Below are 26,574 nucleotides of genomic sequence, written 5' to 3'. Positions count from 1 at the left end.
GCCAATTCGGTGCCAACGTATATCCGTCCGGTCGATGCCACGTCGACTATGAGTGAAACGACCGCTCATTCCGAGGAGCTGCCACGCGAGGAGGCTGCGGACCTGCTGCAGGAACTGGCCCGCGAACTGCGCGAACAGGAACCCGCGGAGATCCGGGTCGGGAACAAGATGCTCACGCTGTCCCCGTCGTCGCTGCTCGAGTACGGGATCGAAGTCGAGGAGCGCTCGCCCATGATCGGCGGCGATCGCGAGGAGATCACCGTGACCCTCGAGTGGGAGGTTTCCGAGGCGGAGTGACGCAACGAGGACACGGCTCCGGCGGTTCCGGTCGCGTCGGCCCGACCGGGAGTGTCGAACGGCGTCGCCGGTTCGATCTTCGCAAGTGCGTTCAGCCTCCGCAAGGAAGTTCCGGGCCGATCGGGGGGCAGCGCCACGACTTCGCTACGGGTTCTCGAAGATCGGCCCGTAGCCGGGGGATACCGTCGTCGGTTGGCCGCTCGGCGTCTCGGTTCCGCGATGCTGTCCGGCCCGTTGTCGACCGTGCGACGCGGCCGCGCTCACCGTCGCTCAAAAGACTTAATGGCCGGATACCGTTACACGTAGATAATGGCTTTTGAGGACCTGCTCGAGGATCCGGTCATCCAAAAGTACTTGCACGAGCTGGTCGGTCCCAAGGGGATGCCCGTCGCGGCAGCGCCGCCGGACGGGGAAGTGACCGACGAGGAGCTTGCGGAGGAACTGGACCTCGAGTTGAACGACGTGCGGCGAGCGCTGTTTATCCTGTACGAGAACGATCTCGCGAGCTACCGGCGGCTTCGCGACGAGGATTCGGGCTGGTTGACGTATCTCTGGACCTTCGAGTACGACAACATCCCGGAAAACCTCGAGGAGGAGATGTACCGCCTCCATGACGCCCTCGAACAACGCCGGGAGTACGAGCGAAACCACGAGTTCTACCTCTGTGAGATCTGCTCGATCCGGTTCGAGTTCGGCGAGGCGATGGACTTCGGCTTCGAGTGTCCCGAGTGTGGCTCGCCGCTGGAATCGATGGACAACGATCGACTGGTCAACGCGATGGACGACCGACTCGAGTCGCTCGAGAACGAACTCAACATCGACGCGGACGCCTGATGGTCGTACTCGCAACCAAACTGTACGTCGACGGAGACGCTCGCGAGCGGGCGCTGGATTCGCTGCGGTCGCTCGTCGACAACGAGATCGGTGACCTCGCCGTCGAGTACGAACTCGGCGTCCGCCACGACGATTTCCCGTCGGTTACTCTCGAGGGCGAGGACGCCACCGTCGCGCGCAACGTCCTCCGCGAGGAGTTCGGCGAGATCGTCCCCGATCTCGAGGCCGGCGAGACCGCCGTCGGAACGCTCGAGTCGTGGGACGACGACGGATTCGTGCTCGATGCCGGCCAGCCGGTCCGGATTCCGGCCGACGAACTCGGACTCGGCCCCGGATCGCCGACCCAGATCCGCGAGCGGTACGGGCTGGTCCAGCACACCCCGTTGCGGTTCGTCTCCGACGGCGACGACGGGACCGCTAGGCTCGCCGACGACGAACGCGACCGCCTCTACGAGTGGACTCGCGGGAACGGGCGGCTCAACGTCAACAGCGCCACTCGGGCGGAGGTTCGTGCGACCCTCAACCGCGCGGGCCACGCCCAGGATTACGTCACCGTCGAACGACTCGGCCTGCTGGAACAGAGCGTCATCTGTACGGAAGATACCGACCCGCCGGGGCTGCTAGCGAGCGTCGGCGAGTACCTCCCGGCGGAGCTTCGCTGTGTCGTTCCATAACATGAATCGACGGCTCGTGCTTGCGGTGCTCGCAGTCGCCGTACTCGTTGGGTTCGCCGGTTGTACGTCGTTCTTCGGCGGTATCTCGGACGAACAACTCGACCGGGAACAGGAGTACGACGACCTGCGGGACAGCGAGGCCGACGTCGCCATCGACATCGAGGCGGCCGGACTCATCGGAAACGGCGAGTTCCGCGCGGTTTACGACCTGAACGAGACCGAAACCCTGTCGCTGTATCGGTCGAACATCGTCCGCGACGAGGCGCTTGACGTACACAGCGTCCGCTACTGGTATCCCAACGGCACCGAGGTAACGGGTTCGGACCTCGATATCGAACAGAGCCGGACGAGTACCGAGGTTCGGGTTCCGGACGGCAACGGGACGCTCGCGTTCTCGGGGGAGGCCGGCAGCAAGACCTTCCACCTGCCGGCGTACGTCGAGGGCTCCTACGAGGTGACGCTGCCCGACGGCCACCGGTCATCGAACTTCCTGTTCGGCAACGTCGATCCCGGCGACTACGACCGTCGGATCGTCGACGATCAGGAACGCCTGACCTGGGACCACGTCGACAGTCCGATCTCGATCCGCTACTACCTCGATCGGGACATCCCGCTGTTCGTGGGACTGGTCGTGGGCGTGGTTCTGCTCGGCGGCCTCGGCGTCGCCTACTACTACCGGCAGGTAAAGCGGCTACAGGACCAACGCGAGGAGTACGGCTTGGACGTCGACATCGAGGACGATTCGGACGACGGACCGCCGCCGGGACTCAGGTAGCCTCCGACGGGCCGTCCCGACCGCGACGATCACTCGTGCATCGCGTTCTCGTCGATCCAGATCGCACCGCCGTCGTCGAACTCGAAACGCCCTTCGACGAACTGGGTCGCCGTTCGCGTCGGCTTGAGTGTGGTTATCCGGACGGTTTTCGTGACGTCGACGTCGTCGACCAGCCAGCCGTAGTAGTTCCCTTCGGCATCGGTTTCGGTAAGCACGAGGAGCATCGGCTCGTCCGCTCGCTCGATCGTTCGGGCGGTCGACCCGAACACTCGAGGCAGATCGACGACCCGGACTCGCTGCCCGTCGACCGCGACCGCGCCCGCGTTCCACGGATCGTCCGCCGCACCCAGCGCCGCCGTTCCCGTGACGCTGCGGACCGACGCGACGGCATCGGCTTCGACGCAGTACCGATCCCCGGCGAGATCGAAGGTAAGGACCGTCAGATGCTCGTCCTCCTCCGCCGTATCGTCGTCGGTGTCGCCGAACCGATCGCGAGAAGATGCCGACCTCATCCCTTCGAACTCGGACCAACCGAGAAAATAAACGTTTCGAGAGGAACCCCCCGGTCGCCCCCGCCGGCACACAGTCGTGAAACTGATACGAGATGTCACGATCGGGAACGGACACAGGAGTCAACGTTTTATCGCTGGACTGGGATAGACGAACAGGAACATGGCCCCGGACCTGCCCGAAAAGCTCCTCGGAATCGACATCGATGACGCAGACGACGGAACGACGCGGGACTCGGACGAGCGCGACGATATCGAATACGTCCGCATCGTCTTTTTCGGGGTCGGCGAGCACCGACTCGCGGTGCCGGTCGACGACGTCAGAACGATCACGGACGTCCCCGACGAAGTAACACCGGTCCCACGCACGCCGCGTGCGATCGAAGGTGTGACCGATCTCCGAGGGGATATCACCGCGGTTATCGATCCGTCCATCCACTTTCCGACGACGGAAGACCGCCCCGGGCAGGAGGAACTCCTGGTGTTCGACCGGCCGTCCGACGGGCAATCGGCCGCGATCCGCGTCGACGACGTTCTCAGCGTCGATGCCATCCCCGAGCATAACGTCCTCGACGCCGCGGCCGTCGAATCGCGGGACTACTCCGGGGACGCACTCGAGCACCCGCTCGTCGAAGCGGTAGTCGAGCAAGAGCGCGACTCCGATCAACGCGACGGGAGCGTGGTGACGGAATCGTCGATCGAGACCACCGATGAGTCTTCCGACCCCGATATCGACCTCGGTGTCGATACTGCCGCTGACTCGAGTTCCGGAACCCAGTTCGACTCGAGACCCGGGACGGCCGGGAGCGAAGGCGGACGCGAACCCGGTCACATCGGCGAGGCCGTCGAGATCGAATCGATCGATGCGCTCGAGGAGTCGAGCGACACCCCCGACGAGGATGGGACCGCGTCGTCGGACGACGAGCATAATATAATAGAATTGATACCAATGGTCGACGTCGACGATCTCCTGCTGGCGTCGGGGCACACCAGCTCCGATACGTAACAGTCGCTCGACCAGTCGTCCGATCCCTCGTATCGACGCTTATCAGGTCTGATAATCGAGAGACAGCATTTATGGTACTTGTATTTCTACCAGAATTTGGTGTACTACTGAATGTCGACAGGGGTGCTCATCGTGGACGACTCACATTTTATGCGGAACTTACTGCGGCAGATCTTGGAGCAGGATTACCGCATCATCGGAGAGGCGTCCAACGGCGCTGAAGCTGTCAAACTGTACAAAGAACACGATCCCGACATCGTCATGATGGACATCGTCATGCCGAAGTGCAACGGGATCAAGGCCACCGCAGCCATCAAGAAGATCGATCCTGACGCCCGTGTGATTATGTGTACGAGCGTTGGACAGCGGGAGAAAATGAAACTCGCGGTCAAGGCTGGGGCGGACGGCTACGTCACGAAACCGTTCGAAGAACCGAGCGTCAGAAAAGCCCTTTCGGACGTCATCGCGGCATGACGCGGGTACTCGTTGTCGACGACTCGCAGTTTATGCGGACAGTCATCGGCAACGCGCTCTCCGAAGCCGGCTACGACGTCGAGACCGCAACGAACGGCGTCGAAGCCGTCGAAACCGTCGCGTCGTTCGATCCGGCCGTCGTTACGATGGACGTCGAAATGCCCGAGATGGGCGGAATCGAGGCGGTCGAGCGGATCATGACCTCGAACCCGACGCCGATTCTCATGCTCAGTGCGTACACGAGCGAGGGAGCCGACGCCACGCTCGACGCGATAGAACGCGGTGCCGTCGATTGCCTCGAGAAGCCGGACGGGTCGGGGTCACGGAATATCGCTCACCTCGCGACGGAGGTCGTCGAAACGGTCGACGAACTCGCCGACGCCGACGTCTCGTCGCTTGCGCTTGCGCGGGCGTCGGCGACGGCCCACTCGACCGAAACGCACGCACAGCGGACGGCGTCGGCGGGGACCGCAACCGCTGACCCACAGCCCAACTCGAGTCCCACAGCGGGACCGGTTTCGCCGGGCTCGTCGGGAGCGGAGACACCCGATTCCGGCCCCGGGATCGAGCCACAGATGGGAGCCGATCGGATCCAATCACGGCCGGTCGACCCCGAAGAGGCCGCGGACGATCCGACGGTCGTCATCGGCGCGTCGACCGGCGGCCCACAGATCGTCGAACGGCTGCTCGAGCGGCTCCCGATCGAACTCGGAGCGAAAGTACTCGTGGTCCAGCACATGCCGGCCGATTTCACCGACCGGTTCGCCGACCGACTCGACGCACGCAGCGACTACGACGTCCGGGAACCGACCGACGGTGATCGGATTCGAGCCGGGGAGGCAGCGGTCGCTCCGGGAGGGTACCACCTCGAAGTCACGACGAACGTCGGCGGAGCCGTTCGCGTTCGACTCGACGACGGCGAACGAGTTCACGGCGTTCGGCCGGCGATCGACGTTACGATGGAAACCGCCGCATCGAAAGTCGACGATCCGCTCTGTGGCGTCGTTCTGACCGGTATGGGCAACGACGGGGCGGCCGGGATCGAGGCGATCAAGACGGCCGGTGGCCACACGATCGCACAGAACGAGGCGACCAGTCCCGTATTTGGCATCCCCTGTCAGGCGATCGAAACCGGCTGTGTCGATCGGATCGCTCCCGATACCGAGATCGTCTCGGCGATCGTCGACGCGTTCACTGGAGGAGGTGACGGTAAGACCGATGACTGAGTACTGGACCGACTTCGTACAGGAGAGTACCGAACGGATCACGGAGTTGAACAACGAGCTGCTGGCCCTCGAGCGCGATCCCGACGACGAGGAGGCGATGGAAAACATCTTCCGGATCGCCCACACGCTCAAGGGCAACTGTGGGGCGGCCGGACTCGAGGCGGCCAGCGACCTCGCACATGCGATCGAGGACGTCCTCGATGCGGTTCGCTCCGGTGGCCTCGATGTGACACCGGAGCTGATGGACGACGTCTTCGAAGCGGTCGACGAGCTCGAGACGATGGTCGGAGAGGTCGATACGCGCGGCGAGATCGAAACCGATCCGTCGCCAACGATCGACGCGCTCCGGGCACACATCGCGGCTGCGACCGCCGGCATCTCGTCCCCCACGACGGACGAGATCGAAACGGTCCTGTCGCGGTTCGATCCGCCGGCCGACGACACGCACAACGCCTATTTCGTCCGGCTCTCGATCGCCGAGTCCGAACACGAACACGAGAACAACGGCATACTGGTCGTCGAGGCGCTGATCGACGCGTTCGATCTGATCGGGACCGCCCCGCCACGCGACGTGATCGCGGCCGACAACTACGGCGGTCAGTTCGATGCCGTCTTCGGCAGTCCCGTCGGCAAATCGGCGATCGAATCCGGGCTCGAGCCGGTCGAGGAGGTGGCCGAGTTCGAAATCGCTGACGTCACCGACCAGTTCGAAGCGGTTGCGGCGGCCGACGACGCGGAGCGTTCCGGAACCGCAAACGCCGCCGGAACGCTTTCCGGAACGGGTGCGGAGGTTCCGGGTGCCGATATTTCGCCAGACGAAGCCCAGGACCTCGAGGTCGACGAACTACTCGACGAGTTCAACGAGTTCGACGATCTGGACGAACTGGTCGAGGAAGTCGAGGACGACGACCTCGATGCGTTCGAGGATATGGGCGATGCCGGCTCGTTCGACGACCTCCTCGAGGACGAGGAGGATATCGATCTCGGCCTCGAGTCGGACCTCGGCGAGGAGCCGTCGACCGGACGGGCCGAGAGCACGACTGAGCCGGCCGCCGGCGACGATAGCTCCCCTGACGGGACGCCGTCCGACGACGGAACGGCTGGTACCGACGCCAGCGCGGACGATGACGATGTCGACGATGCCGAAGCCGTCTTCGAAGAACTCAAAGCGGAAGTCGACACCGTCGGGTTCGACGAACTGCAGGACGAGCTCGAGGAACTCGAGTTCGACGAGTTCGATCAGGAAGACGAGGTCGGCATGGACGAACTCCTCGGCGACGACATCGACGCCGACGACGGTGCGTTCCTCGAGGAAGCCGAGCCGTCGGATGAGGAAATCGACGACATCCTGGTCGATTCATCGGACGTGAGCGACGAGGACGCGTCGGTCGATGCCGGTCCTGACGGAGAGACAATCGACGACCAGCCGGACGAACGCGACGACAAACCGGCCACGACAGACCACGCGACACAGTCGACCAAGGCTGAAGCGACTGCGCCCGCGGTCGACGAGCCGACTGACGATTCGTTCGAGGACGAGGCTGTCGACTGGTTCGAGGACGACGATGACGGCTGGCTGGAAGACGACGATGACGGCTTGTTCGGGGACGAGGCTACCGACTCGACTGAAGGTGAGACGGCAAGCGTCGCCGACCCGGACCCGGCGGACGAACCGGCGGCTCTCGAGGAGCCGGAAGCCGACGCCGTCGAATCGGCTGGGCGGGCCGAAGCGGACGTCGACGACGGTGTCGACGAGCCCACGCCGGAGGACGCCGGTGGCACCGAAGCTGACGCCGACGTGACCGGCTCGGAAACGGCTGCTTCCGAATCGGGCGTCGACACGGATACGGCCGAGACGACGGACGAGTTCACGGCCGCGGAGCCCGTCGATGCCGCGGCGTTTTCGCCGGAGACGGACGTCAACGACGGCTTCGGCGACGACGCGGACGCGACATCCAGTCCCGTTTCGCCCGTCGAGGATGTCGACGATGACTTCGGTGCCGACGCGGACTCCGGTCCTGTCTCTCCGGTCGAGGATGCCGAGGACGGCTTCGACGACGCCGACGAGTTCGAAACCGATTTCGAGGAGACGACGGAGTTCGCCGACTTCAGCAGCGGTCTCGACGACGAGTCGGCCGCGGAACCCGAACCCGAGCTGGACGCGGAACTGCCGACGGAGCCGACCGAGGCCGCGGATTCCGCGCCGCCGGCCGAGGAACCGTCCGATTCGATCGAGGACGAGGATACCGCCGACGGCTCCATCGACGTTGACGACACGGCCGACGACTCGTTCGAAGACGCCTTCGGCGAAGGCGGGTTCGACGATATCGAGGACGAACCCCTCGGCGAACCCGACGCGTTCGGGACCGAACCCGAGTCCAGCGACGGGTTTTCCGGCTTCGATGCCAACTCGAGTTCCGCCTCGGGTGACGAGTCGGGGATCGGCCAAACCGACGGGACGGCCGATCAGGACGGCGGATCCGAGGAACGGAGAGTTGTCGAAGAGCCGACCCTCGAGATTCCGGACATTACCGTTCCCGAACGCGACCAGCGCCGGGAAACGGACGACGAAACGGACGACATTCAGTCGGTTCGGGTCGGGGTCGAACAGATCGACGACCTGCTCAACCTCGTGGAGGGGCTGGTTACGAGCCGCGTTCGGCTCCGCCACGAGGTCGAGTCGAACGTCGAGCGGGAGCTGGCGGCGATCGAAGCGGAACTCGACGATCTGGAGGAGTTGACGCGGGATCTACAAGAGACCGTGATGGACGTCCGGCTCGTCCCCTTGCAGACGGTCGCAAACAGGCTTCCGCGTGTCGTTCGAGACATCGCCCGCGATCAGGGCAAGGAGGTCGCGTTCGAGATGACCGGCGAAACCGTCGAACTCGATCGGACGATTCTCGATCGGATCCGCGATCCGCTGGTGCATCTCGTTCGCAACGCCGTCGACCACGGGATCGAACCGCCCGAAGAGCGAGAAACCGACGGCAAGGACCGCGAGGGTCGGGTCGAAGTCACCGCGACCCGCTCGCGCGATCAGGTGACGATTACGGTGTCGGACGACGGCAGCGGTCTCGATCCCGATCGGCTCCGGTCGGAAGCCATCGAGGCCGGCGTTCTCTCCGAGGACGAGGCGGCCGAGATGGACGACGACGAGGCCATGCAACTGGTCTTTCACCCCGGCCTCTCGACGGCCGACGAAGTCACCGACGTCAGTGGCCGGGGCGTCGGGATGGACGTCGTCAAACGGACGATCGAGGACTTGGACGGGACGGTTTCGATCGACAGCGATCCGGGTGACGGGACGACGGTGACGATGACCGTTCCCGTATCGATCGCGATCGACGACGTCCTGTTCATCGAAAGCGGCGGCGAGGAGTTCGGTATCCCGACGACGGCTGTCGCCGACGTTGGCCCGGCCACGGAACTCGAGTCCGTCGACGGCGAACTCACGCTGCCGGACGACGAATCGTACTCGGTGATCCAGCTCGCCGAGACGCTCGAGATCGCGGCTGACGACCCCGAAGCAGCGGTCACCGACGGCATGGTCGTCCGGATCCGCGAGGACGTCCGGCCGGTCGCGTTACACTGTGATACCGTTCGCGGCCAGCAGGAGGTCGTCGTGAAGCCCTTCGAGGGCTTTATGGGCGACATTCCCGGTCTCGGCGGGGCGACGGTCCGCGGACGCGGCAAAGTAGTCAACATTCTGGATGTGACGACACTATGACCGACTCACACCTACACATACGGAGGAATTCATGACGCTGATGGTCGATATTCGAAAGTTGAGCTTCATAAACGAAATGGCGAAAGTCGGGACGAACGGCGTCGCCGACAACATGAGCAAGCTGACGGGCGAGGACGCACAGATGGAGGTGACGAAGACCAACTTCATCGACGTCGACGACATCGAGGCCCAGCTCGAACCCGGGAAACGGGTCGGCGTCCGCGTCCGGCTTCTCAACGAGCCCCACGGACACATCCTCGTCCTGTTCCCGGAGAAAAGCGCCAAGAAGATCACGGCGATCATGCTCAACGACGTGGTCGAGGACATGTCCGACGTCTCCGGCAAGATGGCCCGAAGCGCCGTCGAGGAGATGGGGAACATGATGGTAAGCGGCTTTATCGACGGCTGGGCCGACGTGCTCGGGTGTGCTATCGATACGGCTGCGCCGCAACTGGTCTACGCATCGGCCGGGGACATCGTTACCCGGACCGTCGGGCTGGGGGGTGACGATCTCGCCCTCTTTTTCGACTCGGATCTGACCGTCCCGAGCTATCAGATCGAGGCCGAAATCTACGCGTTCCCCGACCTGGAAGAGTTCGTCGAAATGATCAACGGAATCGAAGTTCAGACCGCATGAAACTCGACGTCAATGCACTCGGAACGTTCCACCGAATGGCTCGTGAGGGCGCCGGGTTAGCTGCGGGCCGGCTGACACACATGACCGACGTCGAAACCCGGGTCGGTGTCACGAAGCTCAACTTCATGCGCGGCCGGGAGATCCGGCGTGACTTCGACGACTCGCAGGCGAAAGTCGGCGTTCGAGTCAAACTCACGGGGGCGATCGAGGGGTACTCGATCATCGTGTTCGAACGCGAAAGCGCGCTTCGGATCGTCGAAACGTTGCTCGCGGAATCGGGCCCCGAGTCCGAACTGGACACGGAGACCGACGCGACCGACGAGTTCGACGAGTTCGACGAGATGGCCCGCAGTGCCGCGACCGAGGTCGGACACATCATGAACAGCGGCTTCATCGATGGCTGGGCGGACGTCCTCGAAACCGTCATCGACGTCTCGACGCCCGAGTTCGTCGAGGGCCAGTCGGCCGAACCGTTCTTCGACGACATCGACGAAGCGCCGGGTGACGACGATCTGGCGTTGCTGTTCCAGAGCCAGATCGAGACCGTCGGTACCGAGATCGGGTTCTGTCACTACCTCTTCCCGAAACGGGAGTCGATGTCGACGCTTCTCGAGCGACTGCGAACGAGCGACGGTATCGAGTACGACAAACTCGATGGCTTCGATCGGATGGCCGAACGCGGTGCCGAGGAGGTCGCCAAGACGGCGACGACGCTTACCGGGATCGATACGAGCGTCAAGATCCGTCGACTCAACTTCGTCTCGCTCGAGACGATTCCCGAGCAGGTCTCCGACGAGAAACTGGTCGGCGTCGCCTTCGAGTTCGACGGGCTTCCAAGCGGCTATCTGGTGTTTCTGTTCGACGAGGCGTCGGCCCGAGAGATCGTCGACGCGATGGTGCCGACGGGCACCGGCGGCGACGAGGGAACGTCGTTCGACGAGATGGGGAAAAGCGCCATCAAGGAACTCGGCAACATCATGGCAAGCGGGTTCCTCGATGGGTGGGCGAACGTCCTGGATACGACGATCGACCACTCGACGCCGGAGTTCATCCACGACATCGGTGCTGCCGCCGTCGATCCCGTCATCATCCAGCTCGGAGAGGACCAGGAGTTCGCGTTCGTCTTCGATACCGTCGTCGTCGCCGACGGACGGGAGTTCGACTGCGAGATCTACGCGATTCCGGACGAATCGGACCTCGAGCGGGCGCTGAACGACCTCGATGTCGATCGGATCGAGGAGACGCCGACGACCGCCGAGTTTCAGGAAATCGATAAGGCATGAAGACCTACGGAACCGAACCGGGCGCACCAACGCCGGTGCAGGTCGGCATCTCCGAACTGACCGTCAGCGAGGGCGACGATACGCTCAAATCCTACGGACTCGGGTCGTGTCTCGCGATCGCGTTGTACGATCCCGAAACCGGGATCGGCGGACTCGCACACTCCATGTTGCCGGACGGCGACGCGGCCGAAAACAGCGAGCGAAAACCCGGCAAGTACGCGGATACGGCGATTCGGGCGCTGCTTCGGCGGATGGTCGAACGGGGAGCAAGTTATACGTCCGTCGAGGCGAAAATCGCGGGCGGGAGCGATATGTTCGAGTTCGATAGCTTCGGTGACGGCGTTGGACAGCGAAACATCGCTGCAGCACGGACCGAACTCGAGAAACTCGGCGTTCCGCTCGTCGCCGAGGACGTCGGCGGCGAACGGGGACGGACCGTCGAGTTCACGCCCGGAACGGGGACGCTCGTCGTGAAGAGTTCCAGCGGCGACGAGGGTAACGGAGTGACGGAGCTGTGACCGACGGTGCCTTCGACGAACTGGTGACCTTCGTCGAGGAGGAGCTGCGGTTCGCGACGAGCCACTACAACGACAGTTACCTCGACCGGCGCGTCTCTTCGCGGATGCGTCGCACCGGGAACGAGACCTACGCCGAGTATCTCGAAACGCTGCGAGCCGATCCGGACGAGCAGGAAGCGCTGCTGGACGCGATGAGCATCAACGTCACCGGGTTCTTCCGGAATCCCGATGTCTGGTCGGGGATCCGATCGGTGTTGCGACTGCTCGCCGAGAACGACGAGTCCGACGAGGTCCGCATCTGGAGTGCCGCATGTGCGGACGGCCGCGAACCCTACTCGCTCTCGATGCTCGCCCACGACGATCCCGAAATCGACGCCGCCACCGTTCGCATCCTTGGGACCGACATCAGCGAACCGGCGCTCGAGACGGCCCGGGGCGGCGTCTACGAGGAGCCACGGACCGTCGACATCGGCGACCAGCTCTCCTTTCTCGATCACTATCAGCAGTACGTCGAGGAGGACGGTCGCACCTACCGGATCGCCGATCCGGTGACACGAAACGTCACCTTCCAGCGCCACGACCTGATCAACGACGATCCCAAATCCGGATTCGACCTCGTCGTCTGTCGCAACCTGTTTATCTACATCGACAACGAATACAAACAGTCGATGCTACGGACGATCGCACAGTCGCTCCGTCCGGGCGGCTACCTCGTCATCGGAAAGGCGGAAACGATCCCGCCGAACCTCAAGTCGGCCTTTACCGTTCGTGATGCGCGACTCCGCATCTATCAGCGGGATCAAAAGGACCTGAACGGTGACGACTAACGAAAACAGCGCTGCCCCGGGCCAAGAACCGGGTTCCGGTTGCAACCGTACTCATCTCTCGACTCAGCGCTCTCGTCCTTGCCGTTCACCTGACGCGAAAACTAACCGGACGTTACATGACCGGCCGTCGCATATCTAGTGGAAATGCCTCGGCCTGACCTCCGGACGTTCGTTGCCCGTTCGAGGGCACTGATCGAGTCGTCGCCGCCGACGGACATGCGGGAAACGCGCGCCTGGCTCGTCGATCCGTTCCTCGAGACGCTCGGCTGGGATGTCCACGCGGATTCGTATCCGAGCGAGCCGACCGTCGAGGGGACCCGGCTGGAGTACGTCCTCGGTGTCGATACGGTTCCCGCGCTGTTCGTCGCCGTCGAACCCTACGGGACGTCGCTGGACCGGTCCCGTGCGACGGGGCTGCTCGAGGCGATGGCCTGGACCGGCGTCGATCGGGCGATCTACACCAACGGCCGCGAGTTCCTCCTGCTTGCCGGCACGACCGACGCCGACCGGGTCGCCTGTCGGCTCCCGTCGCTTCCCGACCACGAGACATCGATCGGGCACTACTCGCGTGCGACGGTGGGCCAACGCCTCGAATGCCACTCCCGCCCGTTCGTCGCCCGCCAGTTGGCGCTCGAGCGAGGGACCCTCGTCGATTCGATCGTCGAGCAGCTCACGGCTGTGTCCGACGGCGGCGACGTCTACGTCGACGAGTTCGAGAGCGCCGCCGATCGCTTTCTCGATCGACTCATCGTCTCGTTTGCCGGCGATGACGGGCAACGCGTTGCCGGTCGGGACGACGTTTCGTTTGCGTTTACCGAGTCGGAGATCACGGACGAGAACACCGCGGGCCGGAAGGACGCTCCTGACTCGACTCACCGGCACGGTTCCGGGCCCGAACGGTCCGGCCGCGACGGAAACGGCGGGTCGACCGCGGAGGCCGCCGAAACCGATTCCCGAACCGGGTCCGGACAGCGTGACACGGACCACGACGGGACGACGGACACCCACGCGACGGATACCGATCACGATGCCGACGCTGATCGCGACGAAACCGGCGAGTACGTCGTTCGGTTTTTCAACGAACGCGGGTCGATCGGTGCAATCGGCCATTCGTCGTCACGCAAGGCGCTCGTCCACGCCGTCGAATACCTCCTCGATCGAGGCCTCTCCGGCGTGACCCTTCCGTGGAACCCGGACGACGGCCCTACCGTCCTGAACGACGACCCCGTCGCCGCCGACGGGTCGCCGATGACTGCTCCCGAACAACTCTCGAACGGTTACTATCTCGAGACGGGTGGCGACGCCGCTGCCCACGCCGCCCGCATCGAGGCGCTGTCGTCCCGTGCGGGATTACGGGCAATGGTGACCGGGGACTGGGAATAGTATCCCGTTACTGCCCGACATCGACGGTCACAACGGTGATTACGACTCGATCGACGTCGTCGTGACCGCTGTCCCAGCCCTCGCGTTCGACGATCCGCTCCCAGGCTTCGGGGCCGTCCTCGAGCGTGATCGCGACATCGGCGTCGGTGTAAACGACACTCGTGCGGTCCGTGACGGTTATTTCGAACCCGAGTTGCGAGCTGCTTTGAATCGATCGGTTGACCGCGTCGACTTTCACGAGTGAGATCATCGCGGTATCGGTTTCTTCGCTGTACTTCAGGTGTGGATCCTTGAGAACGACGCTGCCGGTTTCGCTCTCCCGGAGGACGGCTCCACCGTCGTATGCGATCGTGTCCGAGCCGGATTCGTACCTGAACTCGCCGAGATCGACCGCATCGTTGCCCAGATGCGAAAACCCGTCCTTCGTCCCGATGGGCTCGCCGTCGACGGAGACGTTGAGCTTCGTTCCGGAGTTACCGGTCGTGACGGTCCCTTCCCGTAAGGCCAGTTCCCCTTTCCGCTCCTCAATTCCGTCGTACCGAATGACGTCGTTGAAGCTCTCGGACAGGGCGGTCATCGCCCGTTCGGCGTTTCTGAGCTGTTCGGTTTCCTGATAGTCTTCCATCGCCTGAAAGCCCGTCATCGACAGCACTGCGACCGACGAGAGGATGATCGCGAACACGAGGATAAAGGCGATGACATCCGAGACCGCACGGTCGTCCCACTTCTCTCCAGCACCCGATCGTGACTCAGTTCGTCTCATCGGTTTACACCCCGGATCGCGATCCTGTCGGCATCGGTCACGTAGATCTCGATCGTCCCGCCGTGTGCCGAACTGCCCGGCTCGAGGGGGAGTTCTTCGGTCACGACCGGGACGTAGACGTCCACGTCGCCATTGCTCGCGGTCAGTTTGAGACAGTCCGTTCCGTCGAGCAATGCGGTATCACAGTTTTCCCGTAACTCGACGCGATACCCCGCGTTTGCAACCGTCTTCGGATGCTCGGCGGTGACGTTGACGTGTTCGGCGTCGCCATCGGCCGCGATCCGATCGACGCTTTCGATCTCCCCCGCGATCCGCTCGCCGATCGTCTCGAGGGATCGATCGGCGGACCGCTCCGTTTCGGTGTCCAGCAATCCGCCGGCACTCGTAAGCAGCGTCGCGATGAGGATCGTCGTGATCCCGATCGTCAGGACGTGCGTGACCGTGATCGACATCGCTCGCTCGTCGCGATCGATCATGTCCGATCACCGTAGATGTCGACCGTGTGCGTTTGCTCGTACGAAACGTCGTTTGACTCGTAAGTGGTATCGATCTCAACCGACCACATGGCTATCGAGTCAGCGACGCCGTTGATGGACGTGTCGTCCTTCGCGACGAGTTCGTACTCTCCATCCATGCCAGAGCCGACCTCGAGTTCGACCTCGTCGTACTCCGTTGTCGGATCGATGATATCGAGTCCGGACCCTGACACGGCCGAATCGTTTATTTCGCCGGTGACGGGGTCGACTCGAGCCGGTGCGTCCGCGACCCGTGTCCCGTCGACGTAGATGTCGCCCCCTGTCGCCTCGATGTCGACGCTCTCTTCGGTCCCCGACTCGTTGGTCGTGACCGTGACGCGGCCGCCGTCCGGATCGAGGGTCACCAGCAGGTGTCCTACGTTTCGGTCCTCGACCGAAGCGTTGTTCCCGGGATTGGACTCAATCGCGGAGAGATCGCCGGTAGCGACTCTCGCTCTCTCGTCGGTGCGTGCATCGGTGACCGCCGCAGCGACCGGTTGCGCGTTCACCGTCGTATTGCGGTAGCGGTCCGAGAACTCGTCGACCGCATCGTCGAAGTCGTAACTGCTATTGATGTTCTTCTGATGGGCGATCCCCCCAATCCCCTGGTCGAGCTCCTGTACCGCCATCGTCGCGTCGGCTGTACTGTGGCTCGTCGAACTCGAGGAGATGGTTTCGGTGTAGAGGACGCCGTTGAAGACGACGACGATACCGAGGATGATAAACGCCAGCGTGATCGCGCCGATGAGGATCACCTGGCCACGGGGTCGGTCTCGGGAGTGTCGATCGCTTACCATATGATCAATCGCACCTCCACGACGTTGTAGACGGGATTGGGACCGGCGTTGTCCGCCGGTGGAATGGCCGGCTCACCCTCTTTGGCAGCCTGTGTGAGTGTCGTCCCACGACCCGGTTGCACGTACTGGTCGTCGTACAGCGTGACGACGTAACTCACCGTAAGCGCATCCGACGGCGGGCCGCCCTGATAGACGATCGACCGCTTTTCCAAGTCACTCCCGTTCGTGTAGTGGAGTTCGACGTTGTAGTCCCAGGCCTTCTTCCCGAACGTTTCGTTCAGTATCGTTCCGAACTCGGATTCGTTGGCGAGGGATGTATCCGAATACGTTCTGTATGTGGGATCTTCACCGTCGGCGGCGTGATCGGTCGCGTTCACGAAGTTCGAGTAGTTGTCGCTTTCGTCCCAGTACCGAAGCAGTTCCGAGAGGTCGCCGTCTTCGGCCGCGACCACGAGACTATCCTGTGCCTCCTGTTGGATCTGCGACTGAACCGATCGGTCGGCAAGGCCCGCAGACGTCGGCGTCAGAACCAGCGACTGAAGGGCAAACAGAACGGCCATCAGGACGACCATCGCCCCGATGAACCCTTCAAGCGTGTATGCTTGTCCGCGATCCGAAGCCGTAAGTGATGTTTCCTTCATAATATCACCAGACTCTCACGACGAGTCGACACGCGGGAGCACAGTCGCCGTCGTCGATCATGTCCCGGTTACCCTCGTCGACCGTGACGATCCGTGCCGCACTTGCCGCCGACTGATTCGCGTACCGTTGGCCACCGGCTAACGCGGTGCTGTTTATCGTCTCGCCGTCGAACGTCTCGACGGAGACGTTCACATGATCGAAAACGACGTCGTCGCTTCCGCTCGATCGAAGTCCAAGTTCGTCGCTCAGGTCCGTCTCCGTGTATCGGGCGTCGAACTCGGTCCCGTTGATCTCGTTTGTCGCTTGCGTCGACGCCGACAGGTTGTGGACGATCCGATCCGCGAGCCGGTCGGCCTGTGCCGTCTCCGCGCCGCTGGCCGGTGAGTCAAAGGGCGTGATCAACGACGGCACAAACGAGAAAACGAACGCGACCGCGAGGATGAACACGCCGATCCCGACCGCGAAATCCTGCGTGGTCTGGGCCCGTGGGCGGACGGATATCGTGATCGTTCGCGGGCGACGCGTTCGGTTCCGTCCGGAAGATCGTTTGCGGGACATCTTATGCCACCAACGTCCAGCCAACGAGCGCGATCGTCGCGAGGACGACCGAGTACTTCAGACCGCTCAGGATGTCCGCATCCCGGATATACCCACAGATGACCCCGGAGATGATCGCCTGCAGGGTGACGGCGTGGAAGAACAGCATCGACAGCATCTCGATATCGGTGTTCTCGCTGAGGTCGGCCTCTGCGAGTTCGCCGGTTGCTTCGCTCCCGCTAGCACCGCTGCCGGCATCAAGTCCGGCCATCGTATCGATGAACTGCGTCTTGAGGATCGCGATCACTGCCAGCACCGTCATGAACGTCATCACGATGATCACGACCTGCATCCGGGTTCGGGACTTGCGCTCCCGCTCGATGTCGTCGTGGTTTTCGCTCGCACGTGCAGCCGTTCGTAGCACGTCCGTGATCTGGTTCGACGCCTCCTGGGCTTCGGTGATCAGCCGGGTCGTCCGGGCAAGCCGGGGAATGTGGTACTTGTTGTTGAACTCGATGAGCGTCTCCTTCAGGCTCATCCCGTAGTTGACCTTCGTGTGCATCATCTCGAACTCCCTGGCCAATTTGCCGCTGGTCGTGTCGGAGACGGCCTTGAACGATTCGAGCAACGTCATTCCGGTATCGTTCGCACTCGCAAGCTTCCGGAGGTTCTCCGAAAGTTGGTTGACGACGGTGTTTCTGTGCCGAACGTTCCACTCCCTGAAGATCGCCAGCGGGACGGCGATAATATACAGCGGGATGTAAAGGTAGACGAACGTCCCCCAGACCGCATTCGCCATCATCCCATCGACCGAGGTCGGTGCCGAACCGGTTACCATCGCCGTCGCAACGACGACAAGTGCCGTTGGAACGGTCAACGCGAGGATATACAGCGGGTTGTCTCGGAAGAAAATGTGTGGACGCTTCAGGACCTCGATCGTCTCGTGTGTCCCCTCGCGGTTCTTGATTCGATCGAAGACACTGTAGGTCCCAGTAAACTGCTCGACGAGACCGAGGTTGAGCAGCCCCTGTTCGTCGGCACTTTGAATGCGGTTTGCTTCACCGGCCGAAAGGTAGCCGTCGCCGGGCTCGTCGTGTTTGACCGTCGACACCAGAACGAGGAATCCAACCCCGATCAACGGAATCAGGCCGTAAACGGTCATATAGAGCATATTATTCGTCACGCTCGCATCCGGGATCATCTGCATGACGACCATGATGATAATCAATAAGAGGGGAAACAGCGACAGCGTCATGTACATCTCCCCGAACAACTCGAGCGTCTCGAGGGTGAGTTCCTGTTCCTGCTTTGCGGTGCGCATGTGTTTTTCCTTCTTGTCCTCGAGGAAACTCTCCATGTCACCGCCGCTGTTGACGATCGAGAGCATGTCCGTCAGGAACTGCGAGAGTTCGTCACTTGGGGTCTCGAGGGCCTGTTTCCGGATCGCAGTCCGGTAGTCGATGTCGAAGTACTCCGTCTCCTTGACGATACTCTGGAACTCCCGCGAGACTTCGCCGTAGGTATCATCGGCCTGGGCCATCGCTTCGATGATCTCGAGTTGGTTCAGGCCACCGACCGACAGGGCGTACATGAACGAGACGGAGTCGGTAAGCAACATGTTGATCTCGCGCTTGCGAGCGGACGCACGCGAATACGGAATCGCGACGAGCGAACCGAACCCGATCGCGAACCCGATCGATCCGAACACGAGCCCGGTAAACAGCACGAGTACCGGCACCCGAAGCATTTCGATGATCTCGAGAAGCGTTTCGTTACCGACTGGAAAGCCGAGGATTGCGTCGACCTGAACGAGTCCGGTGGCGAAAATTCCATAGCCCAGAAGGACCCCGATCAACCAGAGTGCGAGGCCGCTGATGAAACCGATCCCGAGCGCCCGGGAGAGATAGAGTTCGACCGTATCGGTCATCCGGGCCTGGTTGAGTTTCGTTTCGACGTCGGCGACGAACTCGCTGTCCTCCGAGAAGAGGCGATCGTAGAGTGGATAGAAGGTATCACCGACGGTATCGGAGCTACTCGCAACGCCGGTTCCGCCGCTGTCGTCAGTCTGCAGACTCATGCGTCGGTATCCTCGTCACTGGTATCTTCGAAGAGACCGGTTCCGTCGTCGTCGGACTCGAATATCGAGTCGTCGGTGGTCCCTTCGTTACGCTCGGACTCACCGGTGGAATCGTCCGTCACTCCGGACTCCTGGGAGGTCGTCTCGGAGTCGTCGCTGAAGACTTGCTCCGACGCATCGCCGAATATCGACGTATCGTCCGATTCGTCGGTGTCCGTTTCCGACTCCGCCACGTCGTCGGTCACCGGCGGTCCGTCGTCTGGACTGTCCGCCGTTTGTGCATCGTCGGAGAACGCGTCGTCCTCGCTGGTTTCGGTGTCGGTCGTGCCACTGGCGTCCGACTTATCGGTCGCGGGGTCATGACCGACGTCGATCGTCGGTGGTTCCCGTGTCCGTTCGGTGACGTCAGCCGACTCCCCCGCGGTAGCGTCGATCTCGGTTGCGGACGGCTCCGAACCCGAGACCGCATTGGCGGACGATTCGTCGCCGTCTTCGGACGCTGGAGTGCTTTCGTCCGTAGCCGACGACGCAGTGGATTCGTCTTCATCGGCGACCTCATCGTCGGACGATTCCGGCATTGGATCGGGATCAAAGACTGCGTCGAGTTCGTCGTCCGGGAACGCGTCATCCATACCGGGGCGGTCACTTCCGGTTTCGGGCGGCTCTTCGCTCGTCTCGGCGTTCTCGTCGTCGGCCTCGATCTCGTCCAGCGTCTCGCCCATGTCGTCGAACAGCCCTCCGAACTCCGCTTCCTCGGGATCGTCGGACGGGAACACCTTGGGATCGTCCCCGCTTCCGGCGTCGGCCGGCTCGCTGGCGTCGGCCGGACTCGAGGCCATCGGACCATCGCTTTCGCCGCCCGCTGACCCGGCACCAGCGCCGATCTCCGGCGCAGACTCCGACATCTCGCTCGAATCCGGTCCGGCACTGTCAAAGTCGGCCGACCCGGCCTCGGCTTCGGTTTCGGTTCCGTCACCTGCGACGAGTTCAGCACTCGAGCCGTCGGCTCCGGCCATCGCTTCCGTTCCCGACGGCTCCGGACCGTCGATACCGGAGCCGATATCGAACCCGCTGTCGTCGCTGAGCCACGCCGGTTCGTCGCTGTCGGTGTCGCCGGTCGTGAACGTCTGGGTGTCGCCGCCGAGTTCCCACTCGTCGTCGATCCCCTCGTCGAGGTCGTTTGCGAAATCGAACGACTCATCGTCGTCGCCTTCGACTTCGATCGGATCCTCCTGTTCGACGCCACCTAGTGCGCTCGCGAGACCGCTGGGCGTCTTGCCCCGGTACTCCTCGAACAGTGACTCCTCGGCCCGCTCGAGGATGTCCATCGAGAGGTTGTAGGTCTCGCTCGTCGCCTCCGGACGTGGAACCAGTTCCTCCTTTTCCTGGTCGACGTCGATCAGCACGCTCTCCATCTCCCGGAGGTCCTCGAGACTTTCCTCGAGTTGTCCGTTGGCGATGAGTGTCAGGATCGTATCGGGATCGTTGATGAACGCCTGGACCGTCGCAGCGACCTCGGCGTAGGTGTTGAGTCCGTTCTTGATGAGATACGCGAGGATGACCTCTCGTTTGAACAGTTCCTCCTCGAGTTTTTCCTTGCTCCATCCGCGGTCGAACTGGATCTCCTCTAAGGTGTTCGAGTCCCCCATCTTGAGGAACTCGTCGGTCTCGGCCTGCCACTGGTAGACGTCCTGAACGTTGATCTCGTCGTGTTCGGCTTCGTAGTGGTTGATCTCGGTCAGGGACTTGTTCCGACGGACCTTCCGGCCCTGCACGCGGGTCTGGGTCTGGATCGAGACCAGATCCAGCGCGGTAAACATCGTCTTCGAGACGTTGATCGGATCCGTCGTGAACCGCTTGAGGACCTCGTCGACGGAGTCGGCGTGGAAGGTGGTGTAGGTCGTGTGCCCGGTCGACATGACCTGAAACAGCGTCCGCCCCTCCTCGCCACGGATCTCACCCATCACGATGTAGTCCGGCCGCTGGCGCAGTGCGGCCTCGAGCAGGTCGAACTCGTCGACGTCGCCCTGTTCGTCGTCGGAGAACGACGGTCGTGTGACGCTTGCGATCCAGTTGCGCTGGGGCAGTTCGACCTCGCGGGTGTCCTCGATGGAGACGATCTTCGCGCTCGAGGGGATAAACAGCGAGACGGCGTTCAGCGATGTCGTCTTCCCGGACGCGGTACCCCCGGCGAAGATCAGGCTCTTGTGGTTCTCGATGCAGAGCCAGAGAAACGCCATCTCGTCGAGGCTGAACGTGTTCCAGTTGATGAGGTCGATCGGCGTAAACGGAACGTCCTTGAACTGACGGATGGTGTAGTTTGTCCCGTGGTCGGAGACCTCCTGTCCGAGCGTCAACTGGGCGCGCGAGCCATCGGGGAGCGTCGCGTCGACCTGCGGAAGCCGTTTACTGATGCCCTTTCCGGAGCGCTGGGCGAGTTTGACGACGAAGTCGTCGAGTTCGTCCTCGCCGTGGTAGATGTTCGTGATGATCTGTTCGTAGTCGGAGTGATAGACGAACACCGGCGAGTTGTACCCGTCACACGAGATGTCCTCGACGTTGATGTCGTGTTTGATTCCGTCGATCCGTTCGTAGCCGATGAAGTTCCGCTTGAGCAGGTAGAGCAACTTCTCGACCTGATATTCGGATAACGTATCCGGATCTTCATCGAGGATTATCGGCTCGGGACGTACTTCGATCCCCTCGAGTTGTCGTTGCCCGGGTTCGTCCTGCTCGCCGTCGGAATCGTCGAACAGGGTTCGGACGGTCTCGAGAAGCCCCGCACTCGTACTTCCAGACGTCTTCTCGAAGAGGTCATACCGTTTCAGTAGCCGTCGGGTTTCGTCTTCGATAACCGTCCGCCGGCCGTCCTCGTTTGCCTTTTCCTTGATCCCCTCGTCGGAGTACTTGATCGCCGTCCTGAGTTTGCCCGAGAGGAACTCCTGGAGTTCCAACTCGATCTCGTTCAGATACGGCTCGATCATGTAGTATTTCTTCTCGTTTTCCTTCTCGGAGTGGAAAATGACGACACACGCGTAGGGTTTGTTCACCCAGTAGCGCTCCATCTCCTGGAAGTGACTCTTCTTCTCGAGGGGAACGGCCTTCTCGAGGTCGTACCGATTGGTGACCGTCGTGTTACCGTCGGCCGTCGAGAAGAACTCGTCCTCGTCTAGGTCCTCCTGTACGTTGACCGTCCGTTCCTCGACGACGTCGTCGAGCTCCATCGCGATATCGTCGGCGATCGAGAGCCGGTCCTCGAGCGTGTCCGGATCGAACCCGAGCGCGTCCTCCTTGTCGTGGGGAACGACCTCGCCGTTTTCGTCCCGCGGCCGGTCCCCGTTTTCGTCGTAATAGTACTCCCACTTGTAGTGTTCCCAGGTCCAGACGTCCTTGACGACCGGCGTCGTCTCCGGGTCGACGTACTCCAGAAAGACGTTCTCGAGCACGTCGGCGTGTGTTCCGGCGACGCTGAGACACTCGTCACGTAGTTCGTCGGGATGGTATCCGAGATACGATTCGGGGTCGAACTCGACGCGAGTCCAGTCGTCACCGGTCGGAACCGTCGGCCCGACGGACTCGTCGGTATCGAGTCCGAGCTGGTCGTCGGCCCCGGCCGTCCCCGAGTCGTCCGAATACAGCGCCGATACTTCGTCGCCGTGCCCGTACTCTTCCATGAAGTCTTCCCACGTGTACTCGCCGACGCGAGCGCCGGGATCGGAATCGGCGGTCGCATCATGGGAACGCTCGCCCTCCGACCCAGGTTCAGACGCCTCGCCCTCGGAAAACTGCCCGGCATCCGACTGGTCGGCCTCGTCAATAGCCATTGCATTTACGCTATCATTCACCCTTCAAAAAACTCATCCACTCATTACCATATCTGATAATCAGGTCGTGACAGATTCGGAATACCTTCGACGGTTGATTTCGATTTTCAGTTCCGGCGTGTTCCGGCAGAACCCGACCTGTATCCGGTATTGCTGGCGGAGTTCGTCGGACGTGACGACGGCAGGGCGGTCGCTGCTGGAGCCGGCTTTCTACTCAAGTATCCTACTAGTGGGCCGCTCTCGAGGACCGACTCGGCGGCTCGATCGATCCTCGGTAATGACTACCGGTTTGCCGACAGGAAGTGGTCACGGATAGCTTGATATCCTCGACGGTGGCACTGATGACCGAAACGGATGTCCGACCTCTGTGATCTCGACGGCCGCGTTGCGGTCGTCACTGGCGGGGGACGCGGTATCGGTCGTGCGATCGCCGTCGAACTCGCAAACGCCGGAGCAGCGGTCGTTCCGACGGCACGAACGACACCGGAGATCGACGCGGTCGCGGCGGCGATCGAAGCCGACGGCGGTGACTCGGTGGCCGTCACCGCCGACGTGACCGACCCGGACGACGTCGCCACGGTCGTCGAGCGTGCCGACGATGCGTTCGGTGCCGTCGATATCGTCGTCAACAACGCCGGTCTCAACCCGGCCGATGCCCTCGGTCCGCCGGAAGACGTCACGACGGAGAGCCTCGACCGCGTCCTCGATGTCAACCTCGCGGGAGCGTACGAGGTAACGACCGCGGCGGCAAACCGGCTTCACGAGAGCGACGACGGTGCCGTAATCAACGTTGCAAGCGTCGGCGGACTGGTCGGCCTGCCGCGACAACACCCCTACGTCGCATCGAAACACGGACTGGTCGGACTTACCAGAAGCATGGCCATCGACTGGGCACCCGAGGTCAGGGTCAACGCCGTCGCACCCGGATACGTCTCGACCGACCTGACTGCGGAGATCGAAGCGAACGAGCAACTCCGTCGATCGATCCTCGACCGGACTCCCCTCGAACGGTTCGCCGATCCCGAAGAGATCGCGGCCCCGGTCGTGTTTTTGGCGAGCGATGCGGCCAGTTTCGTTACCGGCGCGTGTCTCTCCGTCGACGGGGGCTGGACGGCCCGGTAGTCGTTCCGACGGCCGGAAAACGGTGTCCCCGGTTTCCGTTTCACTGCTCAGCACCCGTTGTCTGAAACACTGTAAGCCAAACAAAGATATTCTACATACAGTGGCAAGTATCTTCCCCGATATCCCTTCAGATGGGATCGGGACACGCCACCTACCGTGTCCCAGCGGCGAGTGTTCGTATGCGATACCCTGACTCCGATCGCGCACAGGACGTCGCCGACCGCGCTCGTGCGCTGCTAGAAGAAGTCATCCTCCCGCTCGAGCGGGAGCGTCCCGGCGGCATGGCCGTCTCGAGCGGGACGGTCGCGACGCTACGCGATGCGGCCCGCGAATACGGCGTCTACGCGCCACAGATCGCCGCGGAATACGGCGGCATGGGGCTTGACTTTCGTGACGCGTTGCCGGCGTTCGAGCAAGCCGGACGCAGTCTGCTCGGTCCGGTGGCGATGCGCGTCGACGCCCCCGACGAAGGCAACATGCACCTCCTCGAACTCGTCGGGACCGACCTCCAGAAAGAAACCTATCTCGAGCCGCTGGTCGCCGGCGAACTCGCGTCCGGGTTTTCGATGACCGAGCCGATGCAGGGGGCCGGATCGGACCCGACGATGATCCGCACCACTGCCGAAAAGGACGGCGACGAGTGGCTCATCGACGGCCACAAGTGGTGGACGACACAGGGTATCGAGGCCGACGTTCTGATCGTCCTCGCCCGGACCGACCCGGAGGCACATCCCTACGACGGGTGTTCGCTCTTTCTCGTCCCGGCCGACGCCGACGGCGTCGAGGTCGTCCGCGACATTCCGCACATGGGCGGCGGTAACCGCGGGGTTTCCCACGCCGAGATCCGGTACGACGGCGTCCGCGTTCCCGACGAACATCTCCTGGGCGAGCGCAACAGGGGCTTTCACCACGCCCAGGAGCGACTCGGTCCCGCCAGGCTCACGCACTGCATGCGCTACGCCGGGATGGCCGAACGGGCACTCGAGATCGCAAAGGCCTACCTCAGCGAACGCCGCGGGTTCGACTCGACGCTCTCGGAGCAGGGATCGCTCCGCCATCGGATCGCCGACGCCGAGACGCGACTGCACGTCGCCCGGACGGCGATCCGCGACGCGGCCGATCGGATCACCGCCGGCGATGACGCCCGCGTTCCGGTCTCGATGTGCAAAGTGTTCACGGCGTCGGTCGCCCAGAACGCGATCGACCTCGCGGTCCAGTGTTGCGGTGCGAACGGGATCGGCAAGGACCTCCCGCTGTCCGACTTCTACGAATCGGTGCGACAGTTCCGGATCGTCGACGGGGCCGACGAGGTCCACCGTCGGGTCATCGCGCGCGCCGCCTTCGAGGACGTCGACCGCGACGAACTCGAGCCCGTGACTCGATTCGGCGAGCCGACGCGGGACCGCGGCGCTGGTGGACGCTGAGACGCCCGGGACTCGAGTCTCGGCAGTCTCCTTCCGTTGTGCGATTGTCTCCCGAGGCCGATGGCTCCGGTGACAGTACTCGTCGCGGCTCCAGAAAAACGGGCGTGGCGGGACTCGAACCACGCGAACGGCTCGCTTCGCTCGCCGGTCTCTTATTCGAATCCCGTACGATCCGTTATCGGCCTCGTCGTCGCTCGGCACAATAACGGGCGTGGCGGTCGCTCACTCCGTTCGCTGCACGGGCGTGGCGGGATTCGAACCCACGATCAGAAGGTTAGGAACCTCCTGCCCTGTCCGCTAGGCCACACGCCCCGGAAAAACCGTCTTAGTTGGTTTCCGTTTCCGTCTCGGTTTCGGTTTCGCTCCCCTCGGAGGTGACCGGCTCCGTGTCGACGAAGTCGTCGTCCTCGTTCTCGTCGAGGTCGTCGTAGTCGCCCGATTCGCGCATTTCTTCGAGTTCCGTTTCGACCTTTTCGCGTCCCTTCTGGAATTCACCCATGGCCTCGCCGGTCGACCGTGCCAGTTTCGGGATCTTGTTTGCCCCGAACAGCAAGATGGCGATGAACAGGATGATCAGAAGTTCCGGACCCCCTGGAATCGGGGCGAACAGCGGTGCGATTTCGGCTACCATCTCTATGCGTGGCTTACCCGCTGGCAATTATAACCTTTTTGGACCACTTAGTTACGCAAGAGGCGGTGAAAG

General features: G+C 62.7%; 24 protein-coding genes and 1 tRNA gene. 15 read left to right on the top strand and 10 right to left on the bottom strand.

Annotated features, from left to right (window positions below; genetic code table 11):
* Nucleotides 1-48 precede the first annotated feature (48 nt).
* The 4 genes from TX80_RS14210 (at nt 49) to TX80_RS14195 (ending at nt 2,580) form a co-directional block, all read left to right on the top strand.
* Complete coding sequence (locus tag TX80_RS14210; RefSeq protein ID WP_049923784.1) at nt 49-297, top strand: amphi-Trp domain-containing protein; 249 nt, start codon at nt 49-51, stop codon at nt 295-297.
* Between the two features lie 309 nt (nt 298-606).
* Complete coding sequence (locus tag TX80_RS14205; protein ID WP_049923783.1) at nt 607-1,131, top strand: transcription factor; 525 nt, start codon at nt 607-609, stop codon at nt 1,129-1,131.
* Nucleotides 1,131-1,805, top strand: coding sequence for a DUF2110 family protein (locus tag TX80_RS14200; protein WP_049923782.1), 675 nt, complete (start codon nt 1,131-1,133; stop codon nt 1,803-1,805). The genes TX80_RS14205 and TX80_RS14200 overlap by 1 nt, the downstream gene beginning before the upstream one ends.
* A 1-nt stretch (nt 1,806) precedes the next feature.
* Nucleotides 1,807-2,580, top strand: a complete 774-nt coding sequence (locus tag TX80_RS14195; RefSeq protein WP_049923780.1) for a DUF5803 family protein — start codon at nt 1,807-1,809, stop codon at nt 2,578-2,580.
* A gap of 29 nt (nt 2,581-2,609) precedes the next feature.
* Here the strand turns inward: TX80_RS14195 and TX80_RS14190 are convergent, their stop codons facing one another.
* Nucleotides 2,610-3,092, bottom strand: a complete 483-nt coding sequence (locus TX80_RS14190; RefSeq protein WP_049923779.1) for a chemotaxis protein CheW — start codon at nt 3,090-3,092, stop codon at nt 2,610-2,612.
* Nucleotides 3,093-3,252: 160 nt separating this feature from the next.
* Here TX80_RS14190 and TX80_RS14185 point away from each other — a divergent pair, with 160 nt between their 5' ends.
* From TX80_RS14185 to TX80_RS14145, 9 genes are all read left to right on the top strand, one after another.
* Nucleotides 3,253-4,095 (top strand): chemotaxis protein CheW, encoded by an 843-nt coding sequence (locus TX80_RS14185; RefSeq protein ID WP_049923778.1) that lies wholly within the window; start codon nt 3,253-3,255, stop codon nt 4,093-4,095.
* Between the two features lie 111 nt (nt 4,096-4,206).
* Entirely contained in the window at nt 4,207-4,569 is a 363-nt protein-coding gene (gene cheY, locus TX80_RS14180) for a chemotaxis protein CheY (protein ID WP_049923777.1), read from the top strand.
* Complete coding sequence (gene cheB / locus TX80_RS14175) at nt 4,566-5,795, top strand: chemotaxis-specific protein-glutamate methyltransferase CheB (RefSeq protein ID WP_049923776.1); 1,230 nt, start codon at nt 4,566-4,568, stop codon at nt 5,793-5,795. The genes cheY and cheB overlap by 4 nt, the downstream gene beginning before the upstream one ends.
* On the top strand, nt 5,788-9,522 hold the full coding sequence (locus TX80_RS14170) for a chemotaxis protein CheA (RefSeq protein ID WP_049923775.1): 3,735 nt from the start codon (nt 5,788-5,790) through the stop codon (nt 9,520-9,522). Before cheB ends, TX80_RS14170 begins: the two co-directional genes overlap by 8 nt.
* Before the next feature lie 31 nt (nt 9,523-9,553).
* Entirely contained in the window at nt 9,554-10,159 is a 606-nt protein-coding gene (locus TX80_RS14165) for a chemotaxis protein CheC (protein WP_049923774.1), read from the top strand.
* The gene (locus TX80_RS14160) at nt 10,156-11,442 is read left to right on the top strand and encodes a chemotaxis protein CheC (protein WP_049923773.1); all 1,287 of its coding nucleotides are present in this window, start codon (nt 10,156-10,158) and stop codon (nt 11,440-11,442) included. Before TX80_RS14165 ends, TX80_RS14160 begins: the two co-directional genes overlap by 4 nt.
* Nucleotides 11,439-11,960 carry a chemotaxis protein CheD gene (locus TX80_RS14155; RefSeq protein ID WP_049923771.1) on the top strand — a complete coding sequence of 174 codons (522 nt, stop codon included), beginning with the start codon at nt 11,439-11,441 and terminating at the stop codon, nt 11,958-11,960. Before TX80_RS14160 ends, TX80_RS14155 begins: the two co-directional genes overlap by 4 nt.
* Nucleotides 11,957-12,787 (top strand): CheR family methyltransferase, encoded by an 831-nt coding sequence (locus TX80_RS14150; RefSeq protein ID WP_049923770.1) that lies wholly within the window; start codon nt 11,957-11,959, stop codon nt 12,785-12,787. The genes TX80_RS14155 and TX80_RS14150 overlap by 4 nt, the downstream gene beginning before the upstream one ends.
* Before the next feature lie 144 nt (nt 12,788-12,931).
* Nucleotides 12,932-14,170, top strand: a complete 1,239-nt coding sequence (locus tag TX80_RS14145) for a hypothetical protein (protein ID WP_049923768.1) — start codon at nt 12,932-12,934, stop codon at nt 14,168-14,170.
* 7 nt (nt 14,171-14,177) lie between these two features.
* On the opposite strand, the gene TX80_RS14140 is transcribed toward TX80_RS14145, so the two are convergent.
* Genes TX80_RS14140 through TX80_RS14110 form a run of 7 tightly spaced genes read right to left on the bottom strand, consistent with a single transcriptional unit; the run spans nt 14,178 to nt 23,325 of the window.
* A complete protein-coding gene (locus TX80_RS14140) occupies nt 14,178-14,933 on the bottom strand; it encodes a DUF7289 family protein (RefSeq protein ID WP_049923767.1) in 756 nt (251 codons plus the stop codon).
* On the bottom strand, nt 14,930-15,409 hold the full coding sequence (locus TX80_RS14135) for a DUF7266 family protein (RefSeq protein ID WP_230198736.1): 480 nt from the start codon (nt 15,407-15,409) through the stop codon (nt 14,930-14,932). The genes TX80_RS14140 and TX80_RS14135 overlap by 4 nt, the downstream gene beginning before the upstream one ends.
* Nucleotides 15,406-16,203, bottom strand: coding sequence for a hypothetical protein (locus TX80_RS14130; RefSeq protein ID WP_049923766.1), 798 nt, complete (start codon nt 16,201-16,203; stop codon nt 15,406-15,408). The genes TX80_RS14135 and TX80_RS14130 overlap by 4 nt, the downstream gene beginning before the upstream one ends.
* Before the next feature lie 35 nt (nt 16,204-16,238).
* Nucleotides 16,239-16,886 (bottom strand): DUF7288 family protein, encoded by a 648-nt coding sequence (locus TX80_RS14125; protein ID WP_049923765.1) that lies wholly within the window; start codon nt 16,884-16,886, stop codon nt 16,239-16,241.
* A 4-nt stretch (nt 16,887-16,890) separates the two neighbouring features.
* The gene (locus TX80_RS14120) at nt 16,891-17,445 is read right to left on the bottom strand and encodes a DUF7287 family protein (RefSeq protein WP_049923764.1); all 555 of its coding nucleotides are present in this window, start codon (nt 17,443-17,445) and stop codon (nt 16,891-16,893) included.
* Nucleotide 17,446: 1 nt separating this feature from the next.
* Nucleotides 17,447-19,501, bottom strand: coding sequence for a type II secretion system F family protein (locus tag TX80_RS14115; RefSeq protein ID WP_049923763.1), 2,055 nt, complete (start codon nt 19,499-19,501; stop codon nt 17,447-17,449).
* Nucleotides 19,498-23,325 (bottom strand): ATPase, T2SS/T4P/T4SS family, encoded by a 3,828-nt coding sequence (locus TX80_RS14110; protein WP_049923762.1) that lies wholly within the window; start codon nt 23,323-23,325, stop codon nt 19,498-19,500. Before TX80_RS14110 ends, TX80_RS14115 begins: the two co-directional genes overlap by 4 nt.
* Before the next feature lie 354 nt (nt 23,326-23,679).
* On the opposite strand from TX80_RS14110, the gene TX80_RS14105 reads away from it, so the two are divergent.
* Nucleotides 23,680-24,447 carry an SDR family NAD(P)-dependent oxidoreductase gene (locus tag TX80_RS14105; RefSeq protein ID WP_049923760.1) on the top strand — a complete coding sequence of 256 codons (768 nt, stop codon included), beginning with the start codon at nt 23,680-23,682 and terminating at the stop codon, nt 24,445-24,447.
* Nucleotides 24,448-24,626: 179 nt separating this feature from the next.
* Entirely contained in the window at nt 24,627-25,871 is a 1,245-nt protein-coding gene (locus TX80_RS14100; RefSeq protein ID WP_049923759.1) for an acyl-CoA dehydrogenase family protein, read from the top strand.
* Between the two features lie 239 nt (nt 25,872-26,110).
* On the opposite strand, the gene TX80_RS14095 is transcribed toward TX80_RS14100, so the two are convergent.
* A tRNA-Arg gene (locus tag TX80_RS14095) sits at nt 26,111-26,183 on the bottom strand.
* Between the two features lie 13 nt (nt 26,184-26,196).
* On the bottom strand, nt 26,197-26,502 hold the full coding sequence (tatA, locus tag TX80_RS14090; protein ID WP_049923758.1) for a twin-arginine translocase TatA/TatE family subunit: 306 nt from the start codon (nt 26,500-26,502) through the stop codon (nt 26,197-26,199).
* Nucleotides 26,503-26,574: the final 72 nt, after the last annotated feature.

Origin of the sequence: Halopiger djelfimassiliensis, assembly GCF_000455365.1 — an archaeon.
Classification (GTDB): Archaea; Halobacteriota; Halobacteria; order Halobacteriales; family Natrialbaceae; genus Halopiger_B; species Halopiger_B djelfimassiliensis.
This window is presented reverse-complemented; position numbering and strand designations above follow the sequence as displayed.